The sequence below is a fragment of the Pseudomonas sp. DR 5-09 genome, assembly GCF_001655595.1.
Classification (GTDB): Bacteria; Pseudomonadota; Gammaproteobacteria; order Pseudomonadales; family Pseudomonadaceae; genus Aquipseudomonas; species Aquipseudomonas pharyngis.
The window spans coordinates 2,348,904-2,367,050 of record NZ_CP011566.1; the positions used below are offsets into that span (position 1 = coordinate 2,348,904).

Genomic DNA, 18,147 nt, shown 5'->3' on the forward strand with positions numbered 1-18,147 from the left:
TTCCCACGCAGAGCGTGGGAACGATCGACGATGCTCTCAAAAAGAGAGCACACCCATCCAATTTCCCCCCGGTCAATCGTTGCACCATGGCCTGCAATGATTGATCAAGGTGGGCTCATGAACGCTGTACAACGCAATGACCAGGCGCAAGATCTCGGCCTGCTGTTCCTGCGGGTCGCCGGCGGACTGTTTCTGCTGTTCGTCCACGGCTTGCCCAAGCTGCTGGACTTCAGCGCGCAGCTGCAACAAATCGAAGACCCGTTCCACCTCGGTGCCCACCTCACTTTGATTCTGGCGATCTTCGCCGAAGTCCTCTGTCCGCTGCTGATCGTCGCCGGGGTGCTGGCGCGTCTGGCGTGCTTGCCTATTCTCTTTGTGCTGCTGGTGGCGCTGCTGCTTGTGCATCCGCAATGGAGTGTGGCCGAAGGGCAGTTCGGCTGGTTGCTGTTGATCCTCTTCACCACTGTTCTGATCGCCGGGCCCGGACGGCTGGCGCTCAATGTTCGTTTGCCCGGAGTACTCCGTTATGCCTGATGCCCAGACCCTGAAAAAACCGGGACCCGAAGAAACCGTGACGCTGATCGTCAAGCACCGGGTCAAGGCCGGTTTTGAGCAGCCTTACGAAGCCTGGCTGCGCAACATTGTCAGCGTGGCGGGGCGCGAAGAAGGGCACTTGGGCGTGGACGTAATGCGCAGCCAGCAGGGCGGGCTCGCACTGTTCACCTGCGTGCTGCGTTATTGCTCGACCGAGGCGATGCAGCGCTGGCTCGATTCGCCGCAGCGTCAGAAGCTGATCGACGAAGCCGCGCCGATGCTCGCCGACGGCGACCAGACCGAAGTCAATGCGGCCAACGAATTCTGGTTCACGCCGCTGGCCGAGGCCGGCTCACCGCCACCGCGCTGGAAGCAGGCTGTAGTGACGCTGCTGGTGATCCTGCCGCACACCTTGCTGGTGCCGCTGATCTGGGGGCCGCTGCTGCAACTCAATGCCTTTCTCTCCAACTACGTGGTCGCCACGTTCCTGATCACCCTGACCATCGTGGTGTCGGTGGTCTACGTGTTCATGCCGCCGGTGACCCGTCTGTTCGCGCCGTGGCTGGAAGCCGGTCAGTCACACAAACACCTCGAATCCAATGCCAACCCGCTGCGCTGAAGCGCTGGGTCCGGGCTCCGTTTCACTTATCTCGAAGGAACTGCGATGAACGCCGATCTGATTCTGTTCAATGGCCAATTTCATACGGTAGACCGCGAAAAACCCCTCGCCAGTGCCGTGGCGATCAAGGACGGTCGTTTCGTCGCCGTCGGTAACGATGCCGAGGCGATGGCCCTCAAGGGCGCCGGCACTCAAGTGGTCGACCTCAAAGGCCGCTGCGTGATTCCCGGCCTCAACGACTCGCACTTGCACCTGATCCGTGGCGGCTTGAACTACAACCTCGAACTGCGTTGGGAAGGCGTGCCGTCGCTGGCCGATGCGCTGCGCATGCTCAAGGATCAGGCCGACCGCACACCGACCCCGCAATGGGTGCGCGTGGTCGGTGGCTGGAACGAATTCCAGTTCGCCGAAAAACGCATGCCGACCCTCGAAGAAATCAACCAGGCCGCACCGGACACCCCGGTGTTCATCCTGCACCTGTATGACCGTGCGTTGCTCAACCGCGCCGCTTTGCGCGTGGCCGGCTACACCCGCGACACGCCGAACCCGCCGGGTGGCGAGATCGTGCGCGATGCCAACGGCAACCCGACCGGCATGCTGGTGGCGCGGCCGAACGCGATGATCCTGTACTCGACGCTGGCCAAGGGGCCGAAGCTGCCGCTGGAATATCAGGTCAACTCGACCCGCCAGTTCATGCGCGAACTCAATCGCCTCGGCCTGACCAGCGCCATCGATGCCGGCGGCGGTTTCCAGAACTACCCGGACGATTATCAGGTGATCGAACAACTGGCCAAAGACGACCAGCTGACCGTGCGCATCGCCTACAACCTGTTCACCCAGAAGCCGAAAGAAGAGCTGACCGACTTCCAGAACTGGACCGGCAGCGTCAAGTTGCATCAGGGCGATGACTTCCTGCGCCACAACGGCGCCGGCGAGATGCTGGTGTTCTCGGCAGCGGACTTCGAAGACTTCCTCGAGCCGCGCCCGGACCTGCCGCAGACCATGGAACAGGAGCTGGAGCCGGTGGTGCGCCACCTGGTCGAACAGCGCTGGCCGTTCCGTCTGCACGCCACTTACAACGAATCGATCAGCCGCATGCTCGACGTGTTCGAGAAGGTCAACCGCGACATTCCGTTCAACGGTTTGCCGTGGTTCTTCGACCACGCCGAAACCATCACCCCGCAGAACATCGAGCGGGTGAGGGCACTGGGCGGCGGCATCGCGATTCAGGATCGCATGGCGTTCCAGGGCGAATACTTCGTTGACCGCTACGGCAAACAAGCCGCCGAAGCCACCCCACCGATCAAGCGCATGCTCGCCGAAGGCGTACCGGTCGGCGCGGGCACCGATGCCACCCGGGTGTCGAGCTACAACCCGTGGACTTCGCTGTACTGGATGGTCAGCGGTCGCACCGTTGGCGGTCTGGCGCTGTACGAAGAGGGTCTGCCACGCAGCACCGCGCTGGAACTCTTCACTCACGGCAGCGCCTGGTTCTCGTCCGAGCAGGGCAAAAAGGGCCAGATCAAGGTCGGGCAACTGGCGGACCTGGCAGCGCTGAGCGCGGACTTCTTCAGTGTCGAAGAAGAAGCGATCAAGTGGATCGAGTCGGTCATGACAGTGGTTGGCGGCAAGATCGTGTACGCCGCTGGCGACTTCGAAGACCTCGGCCCACGTTCGCTGCCGGTGCTGCCGGACTGGTCGCCGGTGGTGAAAGTCCCGGGCCACTGGCGCCCGAATTCGCCCTTGCAGGCCCAGGTTCACCAGTGCGGCGGCCCGTGCGCGGTGCATACCCACAGCCATGAAAAAGCACGGATGTCGAATGCTCCGGTCAGCGATTTCGCCGGTTTCTGGGGCGCGTTCGGTTGCTCCTGCTTCGCGTTCTGATCCTTTTGAAAAAAGCGTCGCTCTGTGTGAGCGGCGCTCCCCGCAATAACCATCCATCGAGGAGTTTCACATGAGCAACGTTCCTTACAGCCGCCTGAACAAAGACGATGCCGTTGTACTGTTGGTCGACCACCAGACCGGTCTGATCTCGCTGGTACAGGATTTCTCGCCGAACGAGTTCAAGAACAACGTGCTGGCACTGGGCGACATCGCCAAGTTCTTCAACCTGCCGACCATCCTCACCACCAGCTTCGATTCCGGCCCGAACGGCCCGATCGTGCCTGAGCTGAAAGAGCAATTCCCGGACGCGCCGTTCATTGCCCGTCCTGGCCAGATCAACGCCTGGGACAACGAAGATTTCGTCAAGGCCATCAAGGCTACCGGCCGCAAGCAACTGATCATCGCCGGTGTGGTGACTGACGTCTGCGTGGCGTTCCCGACCCTGTCGGCCATTGCCGAAGGCTTTGAAGTGTTTGTGGTGACTGACGCTTCCGGCACCTTCAACACCACCGTGCAACAAGCGGCGTGGGCGCGCATGTCGGCTGCCGGTGCACACCTGCTGAACTGGTTCGCTGTGGCCTGCGAGCTGCAGGGTGACTGGCGCAACGACATGGAAGGCCTGGCGAATCTGCTGTCCCAGCGTCTGCCTAACTATCGCAACCTGATCAACAGCTACACCAAGTTCACTGCCCAGTGATTGGTTAAAAAAAATGCCCGCTGAAGAGCGGGCATTTTTTTTGCGGTGTTGGTGAGTGTGTATTTTCACTTCGAAAACCAGCCCTCACCCCAGCCCTCTCCCGGAGGGAGAGGGGGCCAACCGAGGTGTTCTTTCGAGGTACATCGACCTGAAAAATCGAGTCGAACTCAGGACCTGAACTTCATGGAGATCGGCTCCCTTTCCCCCTTGCCCCCCTGGGGGAGAGGGCTGGGGTGAGGGGGTAGATCTTGAAGGTGGCAACGATTCTGAACCCGCAAACATCACCGCTTCTGCAACCACCCCAAAAACCCACCCTTGCGAACCGGCACAGGCTTGGCCATCAACGCCAGCCGACTGTTTTGCTGCCGCACCGCCTGCAACTTGTTCAACGCCCGACCCACTTCACTGCGCTGCTCCATGCACTGGCGGGTCAGGTTCTTGTCGAGGCGATAAATGATCGAAGAGGTCAGCGCGGTAAACGTCGCTTGCGAAGGCGTGTCGGCCAGAATGCTCTGCTCGCCCATGACCTCGCTCGGCCCCATGCGCCCGGCCTCGGTGAAGCCGTTGCCGTCCGGCACGCTGGCGCTGACCACGCCGGTGGCGATGACGAACAGGCTGTCCGGGACTTCCTCCAGATTGAGCACTACCTGCCCGGCGCTGTACTGCTGCGCGACCATCGATTCGGCGAGGCGATCGCGTTCCTCATGGCTCAGCGAGCGGAAGATTTTCACTTCATCGAGCAACGCGCGAGCGCGGGTCGAAGGTTCGATCACGCCATCCGGATGCCGCGAGATGCCGGCGGCTTCGAGGTGGCGGTGGGCGAGGTCGAACAATTGATTGCGCACGTCGCTTTTCTTGCCCAGTTCGGCGATGAAACCGCTGGCCACGTATTCCGACATTTCTTCGCCGGCCTCTTTCAGTACGGCTTTCGGCGCAGGCGACAGCAACAGGCTGCTGCTGCCTTGCAGCGTGCGGTCGAGGGCGTCGAGCACCCGGCGCGGGCGGATGTGGTTCGGCACCTTGATGCTGATCGACACGCCGTGCAGGTTGTTCGGCCGGCTGAGGTTGACGATCTTGGCCTTGGCCGCCACCGAGTTAGGCACCACGGCCAGAGTGCCGCTGCTGGACAGCAGGTGCGTGGCGCGCCAGTTGATGTCGAGCACCTTGCCCTCGACGCCGTCGATGACCACCAGATCATCCACCTGATATGGCTTGGTGGTGTTGAGCACGATGCCGGAAAACACGTCGGCCAAGGTGCTTTGCAGCGCCAGACCAATGACGATCGCCACCACCCCGGAAGTCGCCAGCAGGCCTTTGACCGGCAGATCCAGCACATAACCGGCCGCTGCGACGATGGCCGCCAGAAACACCAGCGCACCGATCACGTCCTGCAGCAGGCGGCCGCTGTGACCGATGCGGCGCATCAGGATCAGACCGATGACTTCGGTCAGCACCCGCGCGGCGTACAGCCACCAGAGAATGCCCAGTGCCGTCGCTCCGAGTTGCGCCACCGGGTCGTCGGCAAAAAGCGGCGCCTGCAATGGGCTGACGCCGGCGTTGATGGCCAGCGCGTTGAAGGCCAGGAACAGCACCAGTCGCACGGCGACCCGTTGCGCGCGATGCTTGAACGGTGCGAGGTGCCAGAGCAAGGTGTCGAGCACCAGCAGCAGAGCGCTCCAGGACAGCAGGTGGGCAGAAAAAAGGCTCATGAGGTGAACTCCGGCGGACACAAAAGAAAACGCCACACCCGAAGGTGTGGCGAGGGGTTGCACTCAGTTCAGGTGGGTCTTGAGTTCTGCCGCGGCCTGGCGCACGGCGGCTTTCACTTCAGGAATTCCGTTCAGCGGGTTGAGCAAACCGAAGTCGTGAATCATCCCGTTGTAGCGCACCGAGGTCACCGGCACACCGGCCGCGTCGAGGTGGCGGGCGTAGCCTTCGCCTTCGTCACGCAGCACGTCGAACTCGGCGGTCTGTACCAGTGCGGCGGGCAGGCCCTTGAGCTGTTCGGCGCTGGCGTTGAGCGGCGAGGCATGGATCTGCGCACGCTCGGCCGGGTTGGTGGTGTAGTTGTCCCAGAACCATTGCATCATGCCCTTGGTCAGGAAATGGCCCTCGGCGAACTGCTGGTACGAGCCGTTATCGAACCCGGCGTTGGTCACCGGCCACATCAGCAACTGGAAGCGCAGGGCCGGGGTTTTCTGCTCCTTGGCCATCAACGCCACGACCGCTGCCATGTTGCCACCGACGCTGTTACCGGCCACCGCCAGACGCTTGCCGTCGACACCGATGTCCTTGCCGTGCTCGGCCACCCATTTCGTCGCGGCGTAAGCCTGATTGATCGCGGTCGGGTACTGCGCTTCCGGCGACGGCGTGTAATCGACGTACACCGCGACCGCGCCAGAACCCACGACCAGATCACGAATCAAGCGTTGGTGGGTCGGGAAGTCGCCCAGCACCCAGCCGCCACCGTGGAAGAACATAAACACCGGCAGCTCGCCCTTGACCTTGGCCGGACGCACCACTTTCAGGTTGATTGTCTGGCCGTCGACCTTGATCGCCTTGTCGCTGACTTCAACACCGGACAGGTCAACCTTCACCGAAGCCTGGGCGCCGGTCAGCACCGCACGGGCGTCTTTCGGGCTCAGTTGCTCAAGGGGTTTGCCACCGCCAGCGGCGAGGGCGTCGAGGAAAGCCTGAGTGTTGTGTTCGACGCCAGTGCTTTCGGCGGCGAAGGCGTTGCCGATGGACAGGGCGAGGAGGGAAGCGACGAGGGTTTTCTTGATGTTCATGTGCAATTCCTTTTTAAGTCGTTTGAGTTTTTGTATGCCTTGGGATCGGGCTGCTGTGGCGCTGGGCTTCAGGCCTCAGCAACACCGTGAGCACAGATTAATGAGGTGCCGGAAAGTGAAAAAGCGGCTATAAAGCGTTTAACTGTCAACCAGAGAGTGACAATGAACCCGTTCGAAGACATGCGTATTTTTTGCCAGGTCATGGACTCCGGCAGCTTCACGGCGGCGGCCGATCAGTTGGGCCTGTCCAAGCAGTTCGTCAGCCGTCGCCTGATGCAACTGGAAGAGCGCCTCGGCGTACGATTGCTCAACCGTTCGACCCGGCGTCTGGACGTGACGCCGCTGGGTCAGAGCTATTACGAATCGGCGCTGCGCTTGCTCGGCGAAGTGGAATCGGTGGAGCAGGGCATTGCCGGGCAGACTGCCGAGCCGCGCGGGGCGATTCGCGTGAGTGCGCCGCTGTCGTTTGCGCTGGCGCATCTGGGCTGTTTGCTGCCGCCGTTTCTGCAGCGTTATCGCGAGGTCACGGTGGAAGTGGACCTGAGTGACCGGCCGGTGGATCTGCTGGGCGAAGGTTACGACCTGGCGCTGCGCATCGGTGTGCTGGAGGACTCGACCCTGATCGCCCGACGCATCGCGTCAATCGAGCGGGTGTACTGCGCCAGTCCTGGGTATCTGGCCGAGCGCGGTACGCCGGTCAAACCGGAAGATCTGCTTGGCCACGACTGCCTGCCTTACGGTCACGGGCGTTCGGTGCAGTGGCGGTTCAACGCGGGGCAGGGCAAGCCGCTGCTGGTGAATGTCACCGGGCGGATGCGCGTCAACAACGGTGAGTTGCTGCGGGATGCGGCGGTGGCGGGGATGGGGATTACTTATCTGCCGACGTTCATCGTTGGCGCGGCGTTGAAGGATGGGCGGCTGGTGCCGGTGCTGGACGAGTTTCGGCCGGAACCGCTGACTCTGTCGGCGGTGTACCCGCAGCATCGCCAGGCGTCGCGGCCGGTGCAGGCGTTGATCGAGTTTTTGCGCGAGCGGCTGGATCAGACAAAAGGCGTTTTGTAGGCGCTACAAAACATTGTGGGAGATTCTATGTTGCAGGGGAACCCTGCAACCTTAAATTCGGTTGGTATTCGCTCTGGTTTTTCATGAGGGCGAATGCCACCCGGCAAAGCTTGCGGGCGAGGATGACCAAGGCTTGGGTTCTGGCTAGACCTCTTGCCAGATAGGAATCATAGAACGGTTTCCAGACAGGGGACCGACAAGCTGCCATAGCTGCATTGTGTGCAAGACGCCGTAATTCCCCGTCACCTTTTTTGCTCAAGTGGCGAGGACTGTGTTTCTTGCCTGAGTCCTTTGCCTTCAAGTCCATTCCCAGAAAGGCGATGAACGCATCGGCGCTGGCGAACTCACCTCGCATATATGTAGTTGCCAGGCCCGTTGCCGTGAGTTCACCAACTCCTTCAATCGCTTTGCAGCGTCTGATGTTTTCACTAATTCCGGCTTCTTGGCTGACTTTACGAAGCAACTCCTGAATGGCCTGATCCAGCTGTTTGAAATGCTTCAACCCATCGGCCAAAAGATCTTCAAGAAGAGGTTCGGTTGACCAGCTCAGCTTGATACTGACTCGGACCTTCATCAGCTGTGCACGCTTGTTAAGCAGACTTTTCAACACTGTGTAGTGCCGCGGTGGTGGGTTCCAGACCCGCAGCCGATGCTGTTCACTGGTTAGATAACGTGCCAGAAGACGTGCGTCACAAGGGTCGGTTTTTGCACGCTGACCGATGCTTTCGCGGTAATGGCTCACCCGGTAAGGGTCCACGATGTAAACCCGATGCCCCATACCATGGGCCAGTTCGGCCGTGTCCAGGTGGTAGAGATTAGTGGCTTCCAGGGCGATTGAGCTTTGGGTGGGCAGGGTCTTCAGCCAATGACCTACAGATGTGCGGTCGTTGTTGATGGCCTGGATGATTTTCAGATCTTCGCGATAAACGACGATTTCGGCCTTGGCCACATCGACACCAATCACCGTTGGCGAGGTAAGGATTGTCATGACGAATCCTCGGAGCTAGGGTTTAAGAGCTTGTCGGGGTCTACCGTAGCGCTGGCTTGCCTCTATCGTCGGTTTTACCGATGAATTCCTTATCGGCGCTTTAGGTAGAAAGGGCGGGACGAGAAGTCTCCCACGGTCCGTACTGGCTAGAGTCGGAATCGAGCTTTTAGTCCCGCCCACCCCTTCAAGTCTAAACATACAAGCGGGCTTGCTCGCGAAAGCGGTGGGTCAGTCAATACAGGAGTGACGGACCTGACGTTTTCGCGAGCAAGCCCGCTCCCACAGGGGTAGGGCATTTCAAAGTGATTTAGTTGGCGCGCTTGTCATCGCCAGGCTCGCCGCCGACATGCACACCGCGATCATCGCCCGGTTGGCCGGCTGCATGCAGGCCATGGTCATCACCGATTTCACCGGCGCGATGTACGCCATGGTCGTCGCCGATTTCACCAGCGCGGTGTACGCCGTGGTCATCGCCGATTTCACCGGCGCGATGCACACCGTGGTCATCTCCGATCTCTCCGGACCGATGCACACCATGGTCGTCGCCGGGTTCAGAATGCGTGCCGCTGCGACCGGATGACGCCGTGTTGCCGGAATGGCCCGAGCCGTGGTCACTGCCGCTGTGGCCACTGTTGCCACCGCCGCCACTGCCACTGTTGCCGCCACTGCCGCTGCCGCCGTGACCCCCACCATTGCCTCCGTTGCCGCCTCCATTACCGCCACCACCGCCACCGCTGCCGCCGCCTCCTCCATTACCGCCACCACCGCCTCCGCTACCGCCCCCTCCATTACCGCCGCCACCCCCACCGTTTCCACCGCCGCCGCCCCCGCCGCTTCCTCCACCACCACTTCCCCCATCCTTGGCCTGAACACTCGACACCCCGGACAGGCTGTCCGGAATCAATACGGTAGACGCCGACAGGACTGCGCCGATGGCCATTGCGAGCACGAGCTTTTGAATGTGCATATCGTTCTCCGTCTTTGTTGTCTTGGTTGGGAACGTGGATGTGGCTTGTTGCGTGTGATCCGACCCGTTCCCGAGGTCAGTGGATACTCGAAGCCAGTTCGAAGATCGGGATGTACATCAGGATCACGATCACCCCGATCAACAGGCCGATGAAGGTCATGAGCAGTGGTTCAAACAGCCTCACGAACCACTCGATCCAGCGGCTGATTTCCTCGTCGTAGAAATCGGCGCTGCGTTCCATCATTTGCCCCAGGTTGCCGGACTGCTCGCCAGCGCGTAGCAGGCGCAGGGACACGGGCGTCACCAGATGATTGAGCTCCAGCGCAGTGGACAACGACTGCCCCTCGCGCACCCGCTCGCAGGCCTGATCCAGGCGTGCTCGCGAGGCCACGGTGAGCAGGCCGCGCACCATGCCCATGGCCGTCACCAGCGGAATCCCGCCTTGCAGCAGAATCCCCAGCGACCGGTAAAACCGCGCCAGCTCATACATGAAAATCCGCTGGTGCACGGCGGGCAGTTTCTCCACCAGCCGATCCAGCCCACGGCGAAACGCCGGTTGTTTCTGCAGCACGGCGAGGGCGATGACGATTGTCGCCAACAGGCCGAAAAACTCGCCCTGATGGGCGTGTAGAAACATGCCGCTGCTCATCAGGATCTGCGACAGCCACGGCAGGTTCGAGCCCAGCCCTTCGAACACCAGGCTGAAGCGCGGCACCACGTAGCCCATCAGAAACAGCACCACGCCACCGCCGACCACCAGCAACAGCAGCGGGTAGATCGAAGCGCTGACGATCTTCTGCCGCACCTCGTCCATGCGCTGGCGATAGCTCACGTAACGGCCCAGCGCATCGCCGACCGCGCCAGTTTTCTCGCTGGACTGTACCAGCGCCACGTACAAGGGCGGGAACACCGCTGACAACTGGCCCAACGCCTGAGAGAACGATTTGCCTTCGTACAGCAGCCGCACCAGCTCGCTCAAGGTTTTGCGGGCGGCGGGGGCGGTTTCTTTTTCGGCCAGGCTTTCCAGCGCATCGATCAGCGGCAGGCCGGCGTTGAGCAGGGTGGTCAGCTCCTGGCTGAACAGCACCAGGTTGAAGGTCTCACGCTTGCTCAGGCGCAACGAACGCCAGTGGCGCTCGGCGTGCAGGCTGACCACGCGCAAGCCCTGATCCTCGGCGATGCGCCGTGCTTCGCTCTGGCCGGGCGCCTCGACGCTCAGCGACACCACCCCGGCCTTGCCCACTGCTTTGAGTTGAAATCGCATGCCGTGTGCTCCGCTTATTGCCAGTTGGTGACTTCGGCATTTTCGCCTTCGCCGCCGGGCTGGCCGTCCTTGCCCATCGAGAGCAGGTCGTACTCGCTGTTTTCGCCGGGATAGCGGTAGGTGTAGTTACGGCCCCACGGATCCTGCGGCAGTTTTTTCTGCAAGTACGGGCCGGTCCATTTGGCTTCGTCGCTCGGTGCGGTCACCAGCGCCTGCAAGCCCTGTTCGGTGGACGGGTAATGGCCGACCTCCAGCCGGTACAGATCCAGCGCCTTGCTCAGGCCTTCGATCTGCGCCTTGGCGACCTTCACTTCGGAACGCCCCAGCTGGGCGAAATATTTGGGCGCGACGATCCCGGCCAACAGGCCGAGCACCACCAGCACCACGAGCAATTCGAGCAGGGTGAAACCGCGTTGGGCACGCGGACGAAAATGCAGCTTCATGATGACCTCCCGTGAGTGGCAGCCGTGTCGCCACAAGGGCTTATGCAATTGCCATGCTCAGCCACCGATAAATTCGGCGGTCGGGCTGAAGCCCTTGTATTACGGGCTTTTCAAGAGTCGGCACAGTGCTTGCGTACGGCTGGTCAACGACGGGTCAGTGGGGCATTTCCCCCAATTTTTCGGGGCCTGTCAGGGGAGGCCCAATGATCCATTCATTCACTGCAGGACTGCTCGGCTGCGTGCTGTCGGTCGGTGCCGCGCAAGCCGATGTCTTCGTTTCCATGGACGCCAAGGGCAGCTACGTGCTGTCGAACGTCCACCGTCCCGGACGCACTTACGAGCGGGTGATTCGCGAGTCCGATGCGCCACTGGTCAGCCTTGACCGGCAACCGCAATTGATCGCCAACCAGCCCTACGCGGAGCTGGTGTCAGCGGCGGCCAGCGCCAATCACCTGCCCGAAGCCTTGCTGCACGCGGTGATCAAGTCCGAATCCAACTACAACCCCGGCGCCACCTCGCCCAAGGGCGCCGGCGGACTGATGCAATTGATGCCCGACACCGCCCGCGAGCTGGGGGTGAAAGACGTCTACGACCCCAAGGCCAACATCCAGGGCGGGGCCAAATACCTCAAGCGCCTGATGACGATGTTCGACAACGACATCGCCTTGGCCGTGGCCGCTTACAACGCCGGGCCTGACGCGGTGCTCAGCCGCGGCCGGGTGATTCCGCCGTTCGCCGAAACCCAGCGCTATGTTCCGAGCGTTTTGCGTCAGTACCGGCGCTTGCAGGGGCTGGCGGTGGATGCGCCGTTGTAAAGCCTTTTTTTTGTAAATCCAGCCCCGGCTTTCCCCACTATCGGGGCAAACCCAAGGGGCCCGGAAAAGTGGGGAAACGGGTGGGGAATATCCCCCGCATTCTCAAGTGACCTGTGTAACTGATTGAGATGGAAGGCAATTTTTTGTGGCATGCGGATTGCTCTCAGGGCTTTAACGAGAATCGTTCCCTGTGAGCACCCACTACGAGGTTTCCGATCATGGTTGGCATTCACCACGCTCCGCCCCTGTTGAACTGGCTGCTGTTGCTGGTCTCGATGCTCAGCGTCGAACTGGCCAGCGCCGCCGTGCGCTGCGAGCGCAATCTGGTGGCCAATGTGGTCGCCTTCGATCAACCGCTGATGTTCAACCGCCTCGGCGCGCAGAATGCCAACGGCATGATGTACGCCCTGCGCCGCGATGTGGTCGATGAGCATGACGTTTCGCTGGCCTACGGCGGCAGCGCGGTGCCGGGCAAGGTCTCGCTGCGTGCCGACAAGCGTCCACGGCCGCTGGTGCTGCGGGTGGCCGCCGGTGATTGCCTGACGATCAACCTGCAGAACCTGCTCGACTACCAGGCCAACCCGAACAAGCATTTCGAAGGGCCTGAAGGCGAGGAGGGCACCGTGAATCCCGGTGGCGCCGATGCTTTCAAAGTCGACGAGCAGGTCGCCGACCGCCATGTCGGCTTCCAGGTCAACGGCCTGCAAGCGGTGAACAGCATCGACGACATTTCCTCCTACACCGGGCGTAACGCCAACACCCTGGTGCCGCCGGGCGCGAGCCGTTCGTACGTGCTGTACGCCGAGCGCGAAGGGGCGTTTGCCGTCAGCAGCCGTGGCGCGACATTCGGTGGGGAAGGCGCGGCCGGCAACACTGCCAATGGCCTGTTCGGCCAGGTCGTGGTGGTGCCGAAGTCGGGACGCACCTATCGCAACACCCTCACCGAAGAAGAAATGCGTCTGGCCACCACCGGCCGTACACCGGCCGGTCACCCCATCGTCGATTACCAGGCCCGCTACCCGCAGCGCGAACCGTGGTTGCGCGAAGGCAAGGCCGGCACGCCGATCATCAGCATGGTCGACGGCAACGAAATCATCTCCAGCGAAAGCGACGCGATCGTCATGGGCAGCAATGCCGATGGCAGTTTTGCCCCCAGCACCTATCCGCTGGAATCGGTGGGCAAACGCAACCCGGCGATCCCCAACCGCCTCGAGCCGTTTCGCGATTTCGCCTCGCAGTTCCAGGACGAAACCGCCGCCACCCAGGCATTCCCCGCCTACTGGGCCGACCCGGTCATGGCCCATGTGCTGGAGCCGACCCGCGACTCGTTCATGATCAACTACGGTTCTGGCGGTATGGGCGCCGAAGTGGTCGCCAACCGCCTAGGCGTGGGGCCGATGCACGATTGCCTGTCGTGCGCCTACGAAGAATTCTTCCTCAGCTCGCACACCGTCGGTGACGTGGCGATGCTGGTGGACGTGCCGGCCAATACCGGGCTTGAGAACATCGCCCCTGGCCAGACACCGAGCGCCGACCAGGTTGGCGTCAAGGCCACCATGGCCCTGTATCCGTCGGAGCCGTCGAACGTCAACCACAGCTACATCGGTGACTTCGTCAAATTCCGCAACACCCACAATGGTCACGAGCAGCACATTTTCCACCTGCACGGCCATCAGTGGCTGTTCAACCCCAATGACGACAACTCCGATTACGTCGACGCTCAAGGCATCGGTCCGGGCGCCGGCTATACCTACGAAATTGCCAACGGCGGCTCCGGCAACCGCAACCGGGTGGCCGGCGATGCGATCTATCACTGCCACTTCTACCCGCATTTCGCCCAGGGCATGTGGTCGATGTGGCGGGTGCACGATGTGTTCGAAGAAGGCACCCGGCTGGAAGTCTCGCAACAGGGCGCCGATGGTTATCACAGCGAACCTTACGCACTGCGCAGCGGTAAACCGGCCGCCGGTGCCCGCGCCTTGCCGGATGGCGAGATCATCGCCGGCACGCCGATTCCTGCCGTGGTGCCGCTGCCCGGCAAAGCCATGGCCCCGATGCCGGGCAAAGTGGTGGTGGTGCCGAAAATCGGCGAAACCCTGGTCGCCGGCCACGATGACGACGATGAGGAAGAAGAGGGCGATGACGACGGCGAACACCACGGCGGTAACGGTGGTTCGCAAGCCATCGGTTCCCTGGCACTGGTCGATCGCAGCGAAGCCAACCGCAACGCCGACGGCAGCCTGAAAAACCCAGGCTATCCGTTCTGGATCGGCGGCATGGAAAGTTCGGTAGGTCAGCGTCCGCCAACCCCACCGCTGGACATGCTCGACGCCGCCACCGCGCAATCGTTGAAAGCCAGCGGCAAAGCGCTGTGGGCCAACCTCGATCCGAATCAGTCCGGCGGCTGGGACGGCGGCTTGCAGCGTCACACCCTCGACGGGGTGTCGGCCGGAGGCGAGGCGCACACCGTGACCACCTCGCTGGACTTCTCCAAGGAAGTCACCCGCGCCAAACCGATTTACCTGCCCGAAGAGGGCACCGAAGTGGAACAGGCCGCGATGGCGTTCCACGCGAAAAAGGATCACCCAAGCTTTGCCTTGCTGCCCGGCAACCAGATCGTGGCCAAGGCTTTCCGCACCAACGGCGCCTTGCCGATGGCCGGCGCACCGTACTACGAACCGTGCATGGACGACCGGCAAAAACGCCTGACCAGCAGCGCCGGCACCGGTGAATTCGCCAGCGGCGATCGGCTGGACGGCATGTCCTTCGTCGGCGCCTCGACCTTCACCGCCGACCGGCCACGGATCTACAAGGCCGCCAACATTCAGTTCGACGCGGTGTACAACAAGGTCGGCTATCACTTCCCGCAAGCGCGGATTCTGGCGCTGTGGGAAGACGCCTGGCCGGTGATCACCAAGCAGCGTCCGCCAGAGCCGCTGGTGATGCGCATGAACACCTTCGACTGCGTGCAATACCAGCAAACCAACCTGGTGCCCGCCACCTACGAGATGGACGACTATCAGGTGCGCACGCCGACCGACGTGATCGGCCAGCACATTCACTTGCCGAAGTGGGACCTGACGGCTGCCGACGGCTCCTCCAACGGCTGGAACTACGAGGACGGCGTGCTCTCGCCGGGTGCGGTTCAGGAACGCATTCACGCGATCCGCGAATTCAATCAGTGCGAGGGCAGTGACCCGCGCGACGGCACCCAGGCGTGCCCGAAAGCCAAGGCGCATCCGTTCTTCGGCCAGTTCGGGCGCAGTGACTGGATGGGCGCACGCACGGCCATGCAGCGCTGGTTCGTCGACCCGGTGGTCAACGCCAAGGGCGTGGATCGCGGGCTGGGCACCATCTTCACCCACGACCACCTCGGCCCATCGACTCACCAGCAGATCGGGCTGTATGCCACGGTGCTGGCGGAACCGGCCGGTTCCACCTGGTTCCACGCCGAAACCGGCGAGCCTCTGTACAGCGGCGCGCGCCAGGACGGCGGGCCGACCTCGTGGCAGGCGGTGATCAATACCGGCGACCTCGACGGCGACGGCAAGAACGACAGCTTCCGTGAGTTCTTCCTCGAATACAGCGACTTCCAGCACGCCTATGAAGCCGGTGTGTACGTGGGCGCCGGCCCCAACGGCGTGCCTAATCCGCAAGCGTTCCCGGCGACCGCCGACAGCTTCCGCTACGCGATCAACCCGCCGGTGCGCAACAACGCCAGCACCCTGCTCGAAGGCGTGCTGGAAGTGCAGGGCGGTCAGGTGCCGGGTTGCCCGAGCCGGCCTTGCCCGCAAGCGATCTCCGTGGATGATCCGGGCATGTTCGTCGTCAACTATCGCAACGAGCCGCTGGCCCTGCGGGTCTACGATCCGAACAAGGTCGGCCCGGACGGCAAGCGCGGCATGCAGGCCGACGGCCTCGGCGGCGATCTGGCCTATGCCATGCAAAGCCGTACCGACCGGGCGATCCCGGCGATGAATCTGGCGCCGAACCTGGTGACGGCCGCCACCGGCCCGACTGGCGGCACCACCCTGTTCCCGCCGCACATCAACAAGGGCGGCAGCGAGCCGGGCGACCCGTTCACCCCGATGCTGCGTACCTACACCGGCGACAACGTGCGCCTGCGGGTGCATGCCGGAGGCCACGAGGAAGAGCACAACGTCACCCTGCACGGCGTGAAATGGCTGCAGAGCGGTTCCGGTTTCGGCAACAGCTCCAACTCTGGCTGGCGCGCCTCTCAGATGATCGGCATCTCCGAACAGATGGGCTTCATCGCACCTGTGTCGATGCTGTCCAGCTCTGCGGCGACCACCGGTGACTATCTGTACTCGATGGACGCTTCGATCGAAGGCTACTGGAGCGGGATCTGGGGCGTGATGCGCAACTACACGGCCAAACGCAATGACCTGTTCGCCATCCCCAACAACCCGAGTCCGGCGGGCATGCGCAACACCGTGGCGTTCGAAGGCAGCTGCCCACGGATCAGCGCCAACCCCAACGGCATCGGCACCCGGCCGACGGTGCAGCGCAACTATGAAGTGGTGGCGGCGCTGGCCAACGACATCCTCGGCAATTCGCTGGGCTTGAGCATCGGCGATTCGGCCGGGCTCGGTCAGCATGTCGGCGGGCCGCTGAATCCGGCGGGCGGCACCCTGGTGCTGAACTCGCGCACGGTGAGTATCCCGCAGGTCACGGTGACTGATCCGGAGGACGGCGAGACCATCACCATCGGTGGTCAGAGCGGGCCGCTGCATGATCCGACGGCGATCCTGTACGTGCGCAAATCCGACCTCGATCCGGTCAGCGGCAAGCTCAAACCCGGCATTCCGGTCGAACCGCTGGTGCTGCGCGCAGCGGCCGGGGACTGCATCAATATCACCCTGGAGAACCGTCTGCCGAGCGTGATGCCCGACCTGACCCAGACCGCGGTGATGCAGGGCATCGTCAAGCGCGATCGCAACAGCGGCCTGGGCTCGACCACTTTCAGCAACAACCTGATGCGGCCGTCCAGCCATGTGGGTCTGCACGCTCAACTGCTGGCCTATGACATCACCAAATCCGACGGTGCCAACGTCGGCGCCAACCCGGTCCAGACTGTGCCACCACGGGTTGGCAGCAGCGGCGCCTACCCGACCCGGACCTATCAGTACTACGCCGGGCACCTGGAGCGTGAAGGCAAACCAGTCACGCAACTGGGGCGCAGTGTCGACAACATCAACGCCACGGCCGTGGAGTTCGGTGGCCTGAACTTCACCCCGGCGGATGTGATCAAGCAACCGCAAAAAGGTCTGGGTGGGGCGATGAGCATCCTGCCGATCGGCGCGACCTGGGTCGACGATGCGCGCAAGGTCAACGCCACGGTCACCGCACCGGGGCAGACGACTTACCGCGACTTCGCGATGGTCTGGCACAAGGCGCTGAACACTCGCTGGGCCAATGGCCGGCCGGTCGAAGGCATCGCGGCCGAGGGCTTCGGTGTGCCGACCGATCCGCAGGACAACTCGAGCATGGCGATCAACTACAAGACCGAACCGCTGTGGTATCGCTTCGGTCTCGCCCCGGATGCGCCGTTCGGTCATGCCGATGGCGCGGGTTACGGCGACATGACCAACGCACACATGGCCTACAGCAATGCGCTGGTGGGGGGCGATCCGCAGACGCCGGTGCTGTACGCCAAACCGGGTCAGCCGTTGCGTACGCACATTCTGATGCCGAGCGGCGGCAGTCGCGGCACGACGTTCCAGCTCGACGGACACGTCTGGTCGCTCAACCCGTTCCAGGCCGAGAAGAGCGACACCGGCGGCTACCCAATGGGCACGCCGGGCGTGGGTTCGGTGCGCTTCGGTTACAACCCGATGTCGATGTACATCGGCGCTCACGAAAGCATCCTGCCGGCGGCGCACTTCAGCTTCATGATCCCGAGCGCCGGGGGCAGCAACGCGATACCGGGGGACTATCTGTTCCGCGATTACGCCGCCTATGGCAACACCTCGGGGCTGTGGGGATTGCTGCGGGTGACCAATGAGCCGGAGCCGGCGCCGCCTGCTCAGTAGGTGCCAATGCGCGACCTGTGGGAACCGGTGAA

General features: G+C 62.6%; 13 protein-coding genes. 7 read left to right on the forward strand and 6 right to left on the reverse strand.

The window, feature by feature from the left end; genetic code table 11:
- Window positions 1-117 precede the first annotated feature (117 nt).
- The 4 genes from PDR5_RS10495 (at window position 118) to ycaC (ending at window position 3,734) form a co-directional block, all read left to right on the forward strand.
- The gene (locus PDR5_RS10495) at window positions 118-534 is read left to right on the forward strand and encodes a DoxX family protein (RefSeq protein WP_064595121.1); all 417 of its coding nucleotides are present in this window, start codon (window positions 118-120) and stop codon (window positions 532-534) included.
- Window positions 527-1,153: an antibiotic biosynthesis monooxygenase gene (locus PDR5_RS10500; protein ID WP_064595123.1), complete on the forward strand. Its 627-nt coding sequence runs from the start codon at window positions 527-529 to the stop codon at window positions 1,151-1,153. Before PDR5_RS10495 ends, PDR5_RS10500 begins: the two co-directional genes overlap by 8 nt.
- Before the next feature lie 45 nt (window positions 1,154-1,198).
- A complete protein-coding gene (locus PDR5_RS10505) occupies window positions 1,199-3,037 on the forward strand; it encodes an amidohydrolase (RefSeq protein WP_064595125.1) in 1,839 nt (612 codons plus the stop codon).
- Between the two features lie 70 nt (window positions 3,038-3,107).
- A complete protein-coding gene (gene ycaC, locus PDR5_RS10510) occupies window positions 3,108-3,734 on the forward strand; it encodes an isochorismate family cysteine hydrolase YcaC (RefSeq protein WP_064595127.1) in 627 nt (208 codons plus the stop codon).
- 281 nt (window positions 3,735-4,015) lie between these two features.
- Here the strand turns inward: ycaC and PDR5_RS10515 are convergent, their stop codons facing one another.
- The gene (locus PDR5_RS10515; protein ID WP_064595129.1) at window positions 4,016-5,443 is read right to left on the reverse strand and encodes a mechanosensitive ion channel family protein; all 1,428 of its coding nucleotides are present in this window, start codon (window positions 5,441-5,443) and stop codon (window positions 4,016-4,018) included.
- A 63-nt stretch (window positions 5,444-5,506) separates the two neighbouring features.
- A complete protein-coding gene (locus PDR5_RS10520) occupies window positions 5,507-6,523 on the reverse strand; it encodes an alpha/beta hydrolase (RefSeq protein ID WP_064595131.1) in 1,017 nt (338 codons plus the stop codon).
- A gap of 162 nt (window positions 6,524-6,685) precedes the next feature.
- On the opposite strand from PDR5_RS10520, the gene PDR5_RS10525 reads away from it, so the two are divergent.
- Window positions 6,686-7,585, forward strand: a complete 900-nt coding sequence (locus tag PDR5_RS10525; protein WP_064595133.1) for a LysR family transcriptional regulator — start codon at window positions 6,686-6,688, stop codon at window positions 7,583-7,585.
- A gap of 25 nt (window positions 7,586-7,610) precedes the next feature.
- Here the strand turns inward: PDR5_RS10525 and PDR5_RS10530 are convergent, their stop codons facing one another.
- From PDR5_RS10530 to gspG, 4 genes are all read right to left on the reverse strand, one after another.
- Window positions 7,611-8,573, reverse strand: a complete 963-nt coding sequence (locus PDR5_RS10530; RefSeq protein WP_064595135.1) for an IS110 family transposase — start codon at window positions 8,571-8,573, stop codon at window positions 7,611-7,613.
- Window positions 8,574-8,880: 307 nt separating this feature from the next.
- On the reverse strand, window positions 8,881-9,540 hold the full coding sequence (locus PDR5_RS30305; protein WP_082934385.1) for a hypothetical protein: 660 nt from the start codon (window positions 9,538-9,540) through the stop codon (window positions 8,881-8,883).
- A gap of 76 nt (window positions 9,541-9,616) precedes the next feature.
- Complete coding sequence (locus tag PDR5_RS10540; RefSeq protein ID WP_064595139.1) at window positions 9,617-10,804, reverse strand: type II secretion system F family protein; 1,188 nt, start codon at window positions 10,802-10,804, stop codon at window positions 9,617-9,619.
- Between the two features lie 14 nt (window positions 10,805-10,818).
- Window positions 10,819-11,247 (reverse strand): type II secretion system major pseudopilin GspG, encoded by a 429-nt coding sequence (gene gspG / locus PDR5_RS10545; protein ID WP_007956107.1) that lies wholly within the window; start codon window positions 11,245-11,247, stop codon window positions 10,819-10,821.
- 203 nt (window positions 11,248-11,450) lie between these two features.
- Between gspG and PDR5_RS10550 the strand changes: the two genes are divergently transcribed.
- Together PDR5_RS10550 and mnxG are read left to right on the forward strand one after the other, a co-directional pair.
- Window positions 11,451-12,062, forward strand: coding sequence for a lytic transglycosylase domain-containing protein (locus PDR5_RS10550; protein ID WP_039769024.1), 612 nt, complete (start codon window positions 11,451-11,453; stop codon window positions 12,060-12,062).
- Between the two features lie 218 nt (window positions 12,063-12,280).
- Window positions 12,281-18,115 (forward strand): manganese-oxidizing multicopper oxidase MnxG, encoded by a 5,835-nt coding sequence (mnxG, locus tag PDR5_RS10555; RefSeq protein ID WP_064595141.1) that lies wholly within the window; start codon window positions 12,281-12,283, stop codon window positions 18,113-18,115.
- The last annotated feature ends 32 nt before the right edge of the window (window positions 18,116-18,147 follow it).

Bases quoted from the DNA above. Each gene is read 5' to 3' on its own strand.
- PDR5_RS10495 (WP_064595121.1), top strand. From the start codon at position 118: ATGAACGCTGTACAACGCAATGACCAGGCGCAAGATCTCGGCCTGCTG.
- PDR5_RS10500 (WP_064595123.1), top strand. From the start codon at position 527: ATGCCTGATGCCCAGACCCTGAAAAAACCGGGACCCGAAGAAACCGTG.
- PDR5_RS10505 (WP_064595125.1), top strand. From the start codon at position 1,199: ATGAACGCCGATCTGATTCTGTTCAATGGCCAATTTCATACGGTAGAC.
- ycaC (WP_064595127.1), top strand. From the start codon at position 3,108: ATGAGCAACGTTCCTTACAGCCGCCTGAACAAAGACGATGCCGTTGTA.
- PDR5_RS10515 (WP_064595129.1), bottom strand. From the start codon at position 5,443: ATGAGCCTTTTTTCTGCCCACCTGCTGTCCTGGAGCGCTCTGCTGCTG.
- PDR5_RS10520 (WP_064595131.1), bottom strand. From the start codon at position 6,523: ATGAACATCAAGAAAACCCTCGTCGCTTCCCTCCTCGCCCTGTCCATC.
- PDR5_RS10525 (WP_064595133.1), top strand. From the start codon at position 6,686: ATGAACCCGTTCGAAGACATGCGTATTTTTTGCCAGGTCATGGACTCC.
- PDR5_RS10530 (WP_064595135.1), bottom strand. From the start codon at position 8,573: ATGACAATCCTTACCTCGCCAACGGTGATTGGTGTCGATGTGGCCAAG.
- PDR5_RS30305 (WP_082934385.1), bottom strand. From the start codon at position 9,540: ATGCACATTCAAAAGCTCGTGCTCGCAATGGCCATCGGCGCAGTCCTG.
- PDR5_RS10540 (WP_064595139.1), bottom strand. From the start codon at position 10,804: ATGCGATTTCAACTCAAAGCAGTGGGCAAGGCCGGGGTGGTGTCGCTG.
- gspG (WP_007956107.1), bottom strand. From the start codon at position 11,247: ATGAAGCTGCATTTTCGTCCGCGTGCCCAACGCGGTTTCACCCTGCTC.
- PDR5_RS10550 (WP_039769024.1), top strand. From the start codon at position 11,451: ATGATCCATTCATTCACTGCAGGACTGCTCGGCTGCGTGCTGTCGGTC.
- mnxG (WP_064595141.1), top strand. From the start codon at position 12,281: ATGGTTGGCATTCACCACGCTCCGCCCCTGTTGAACTGGCTGCTGTTG.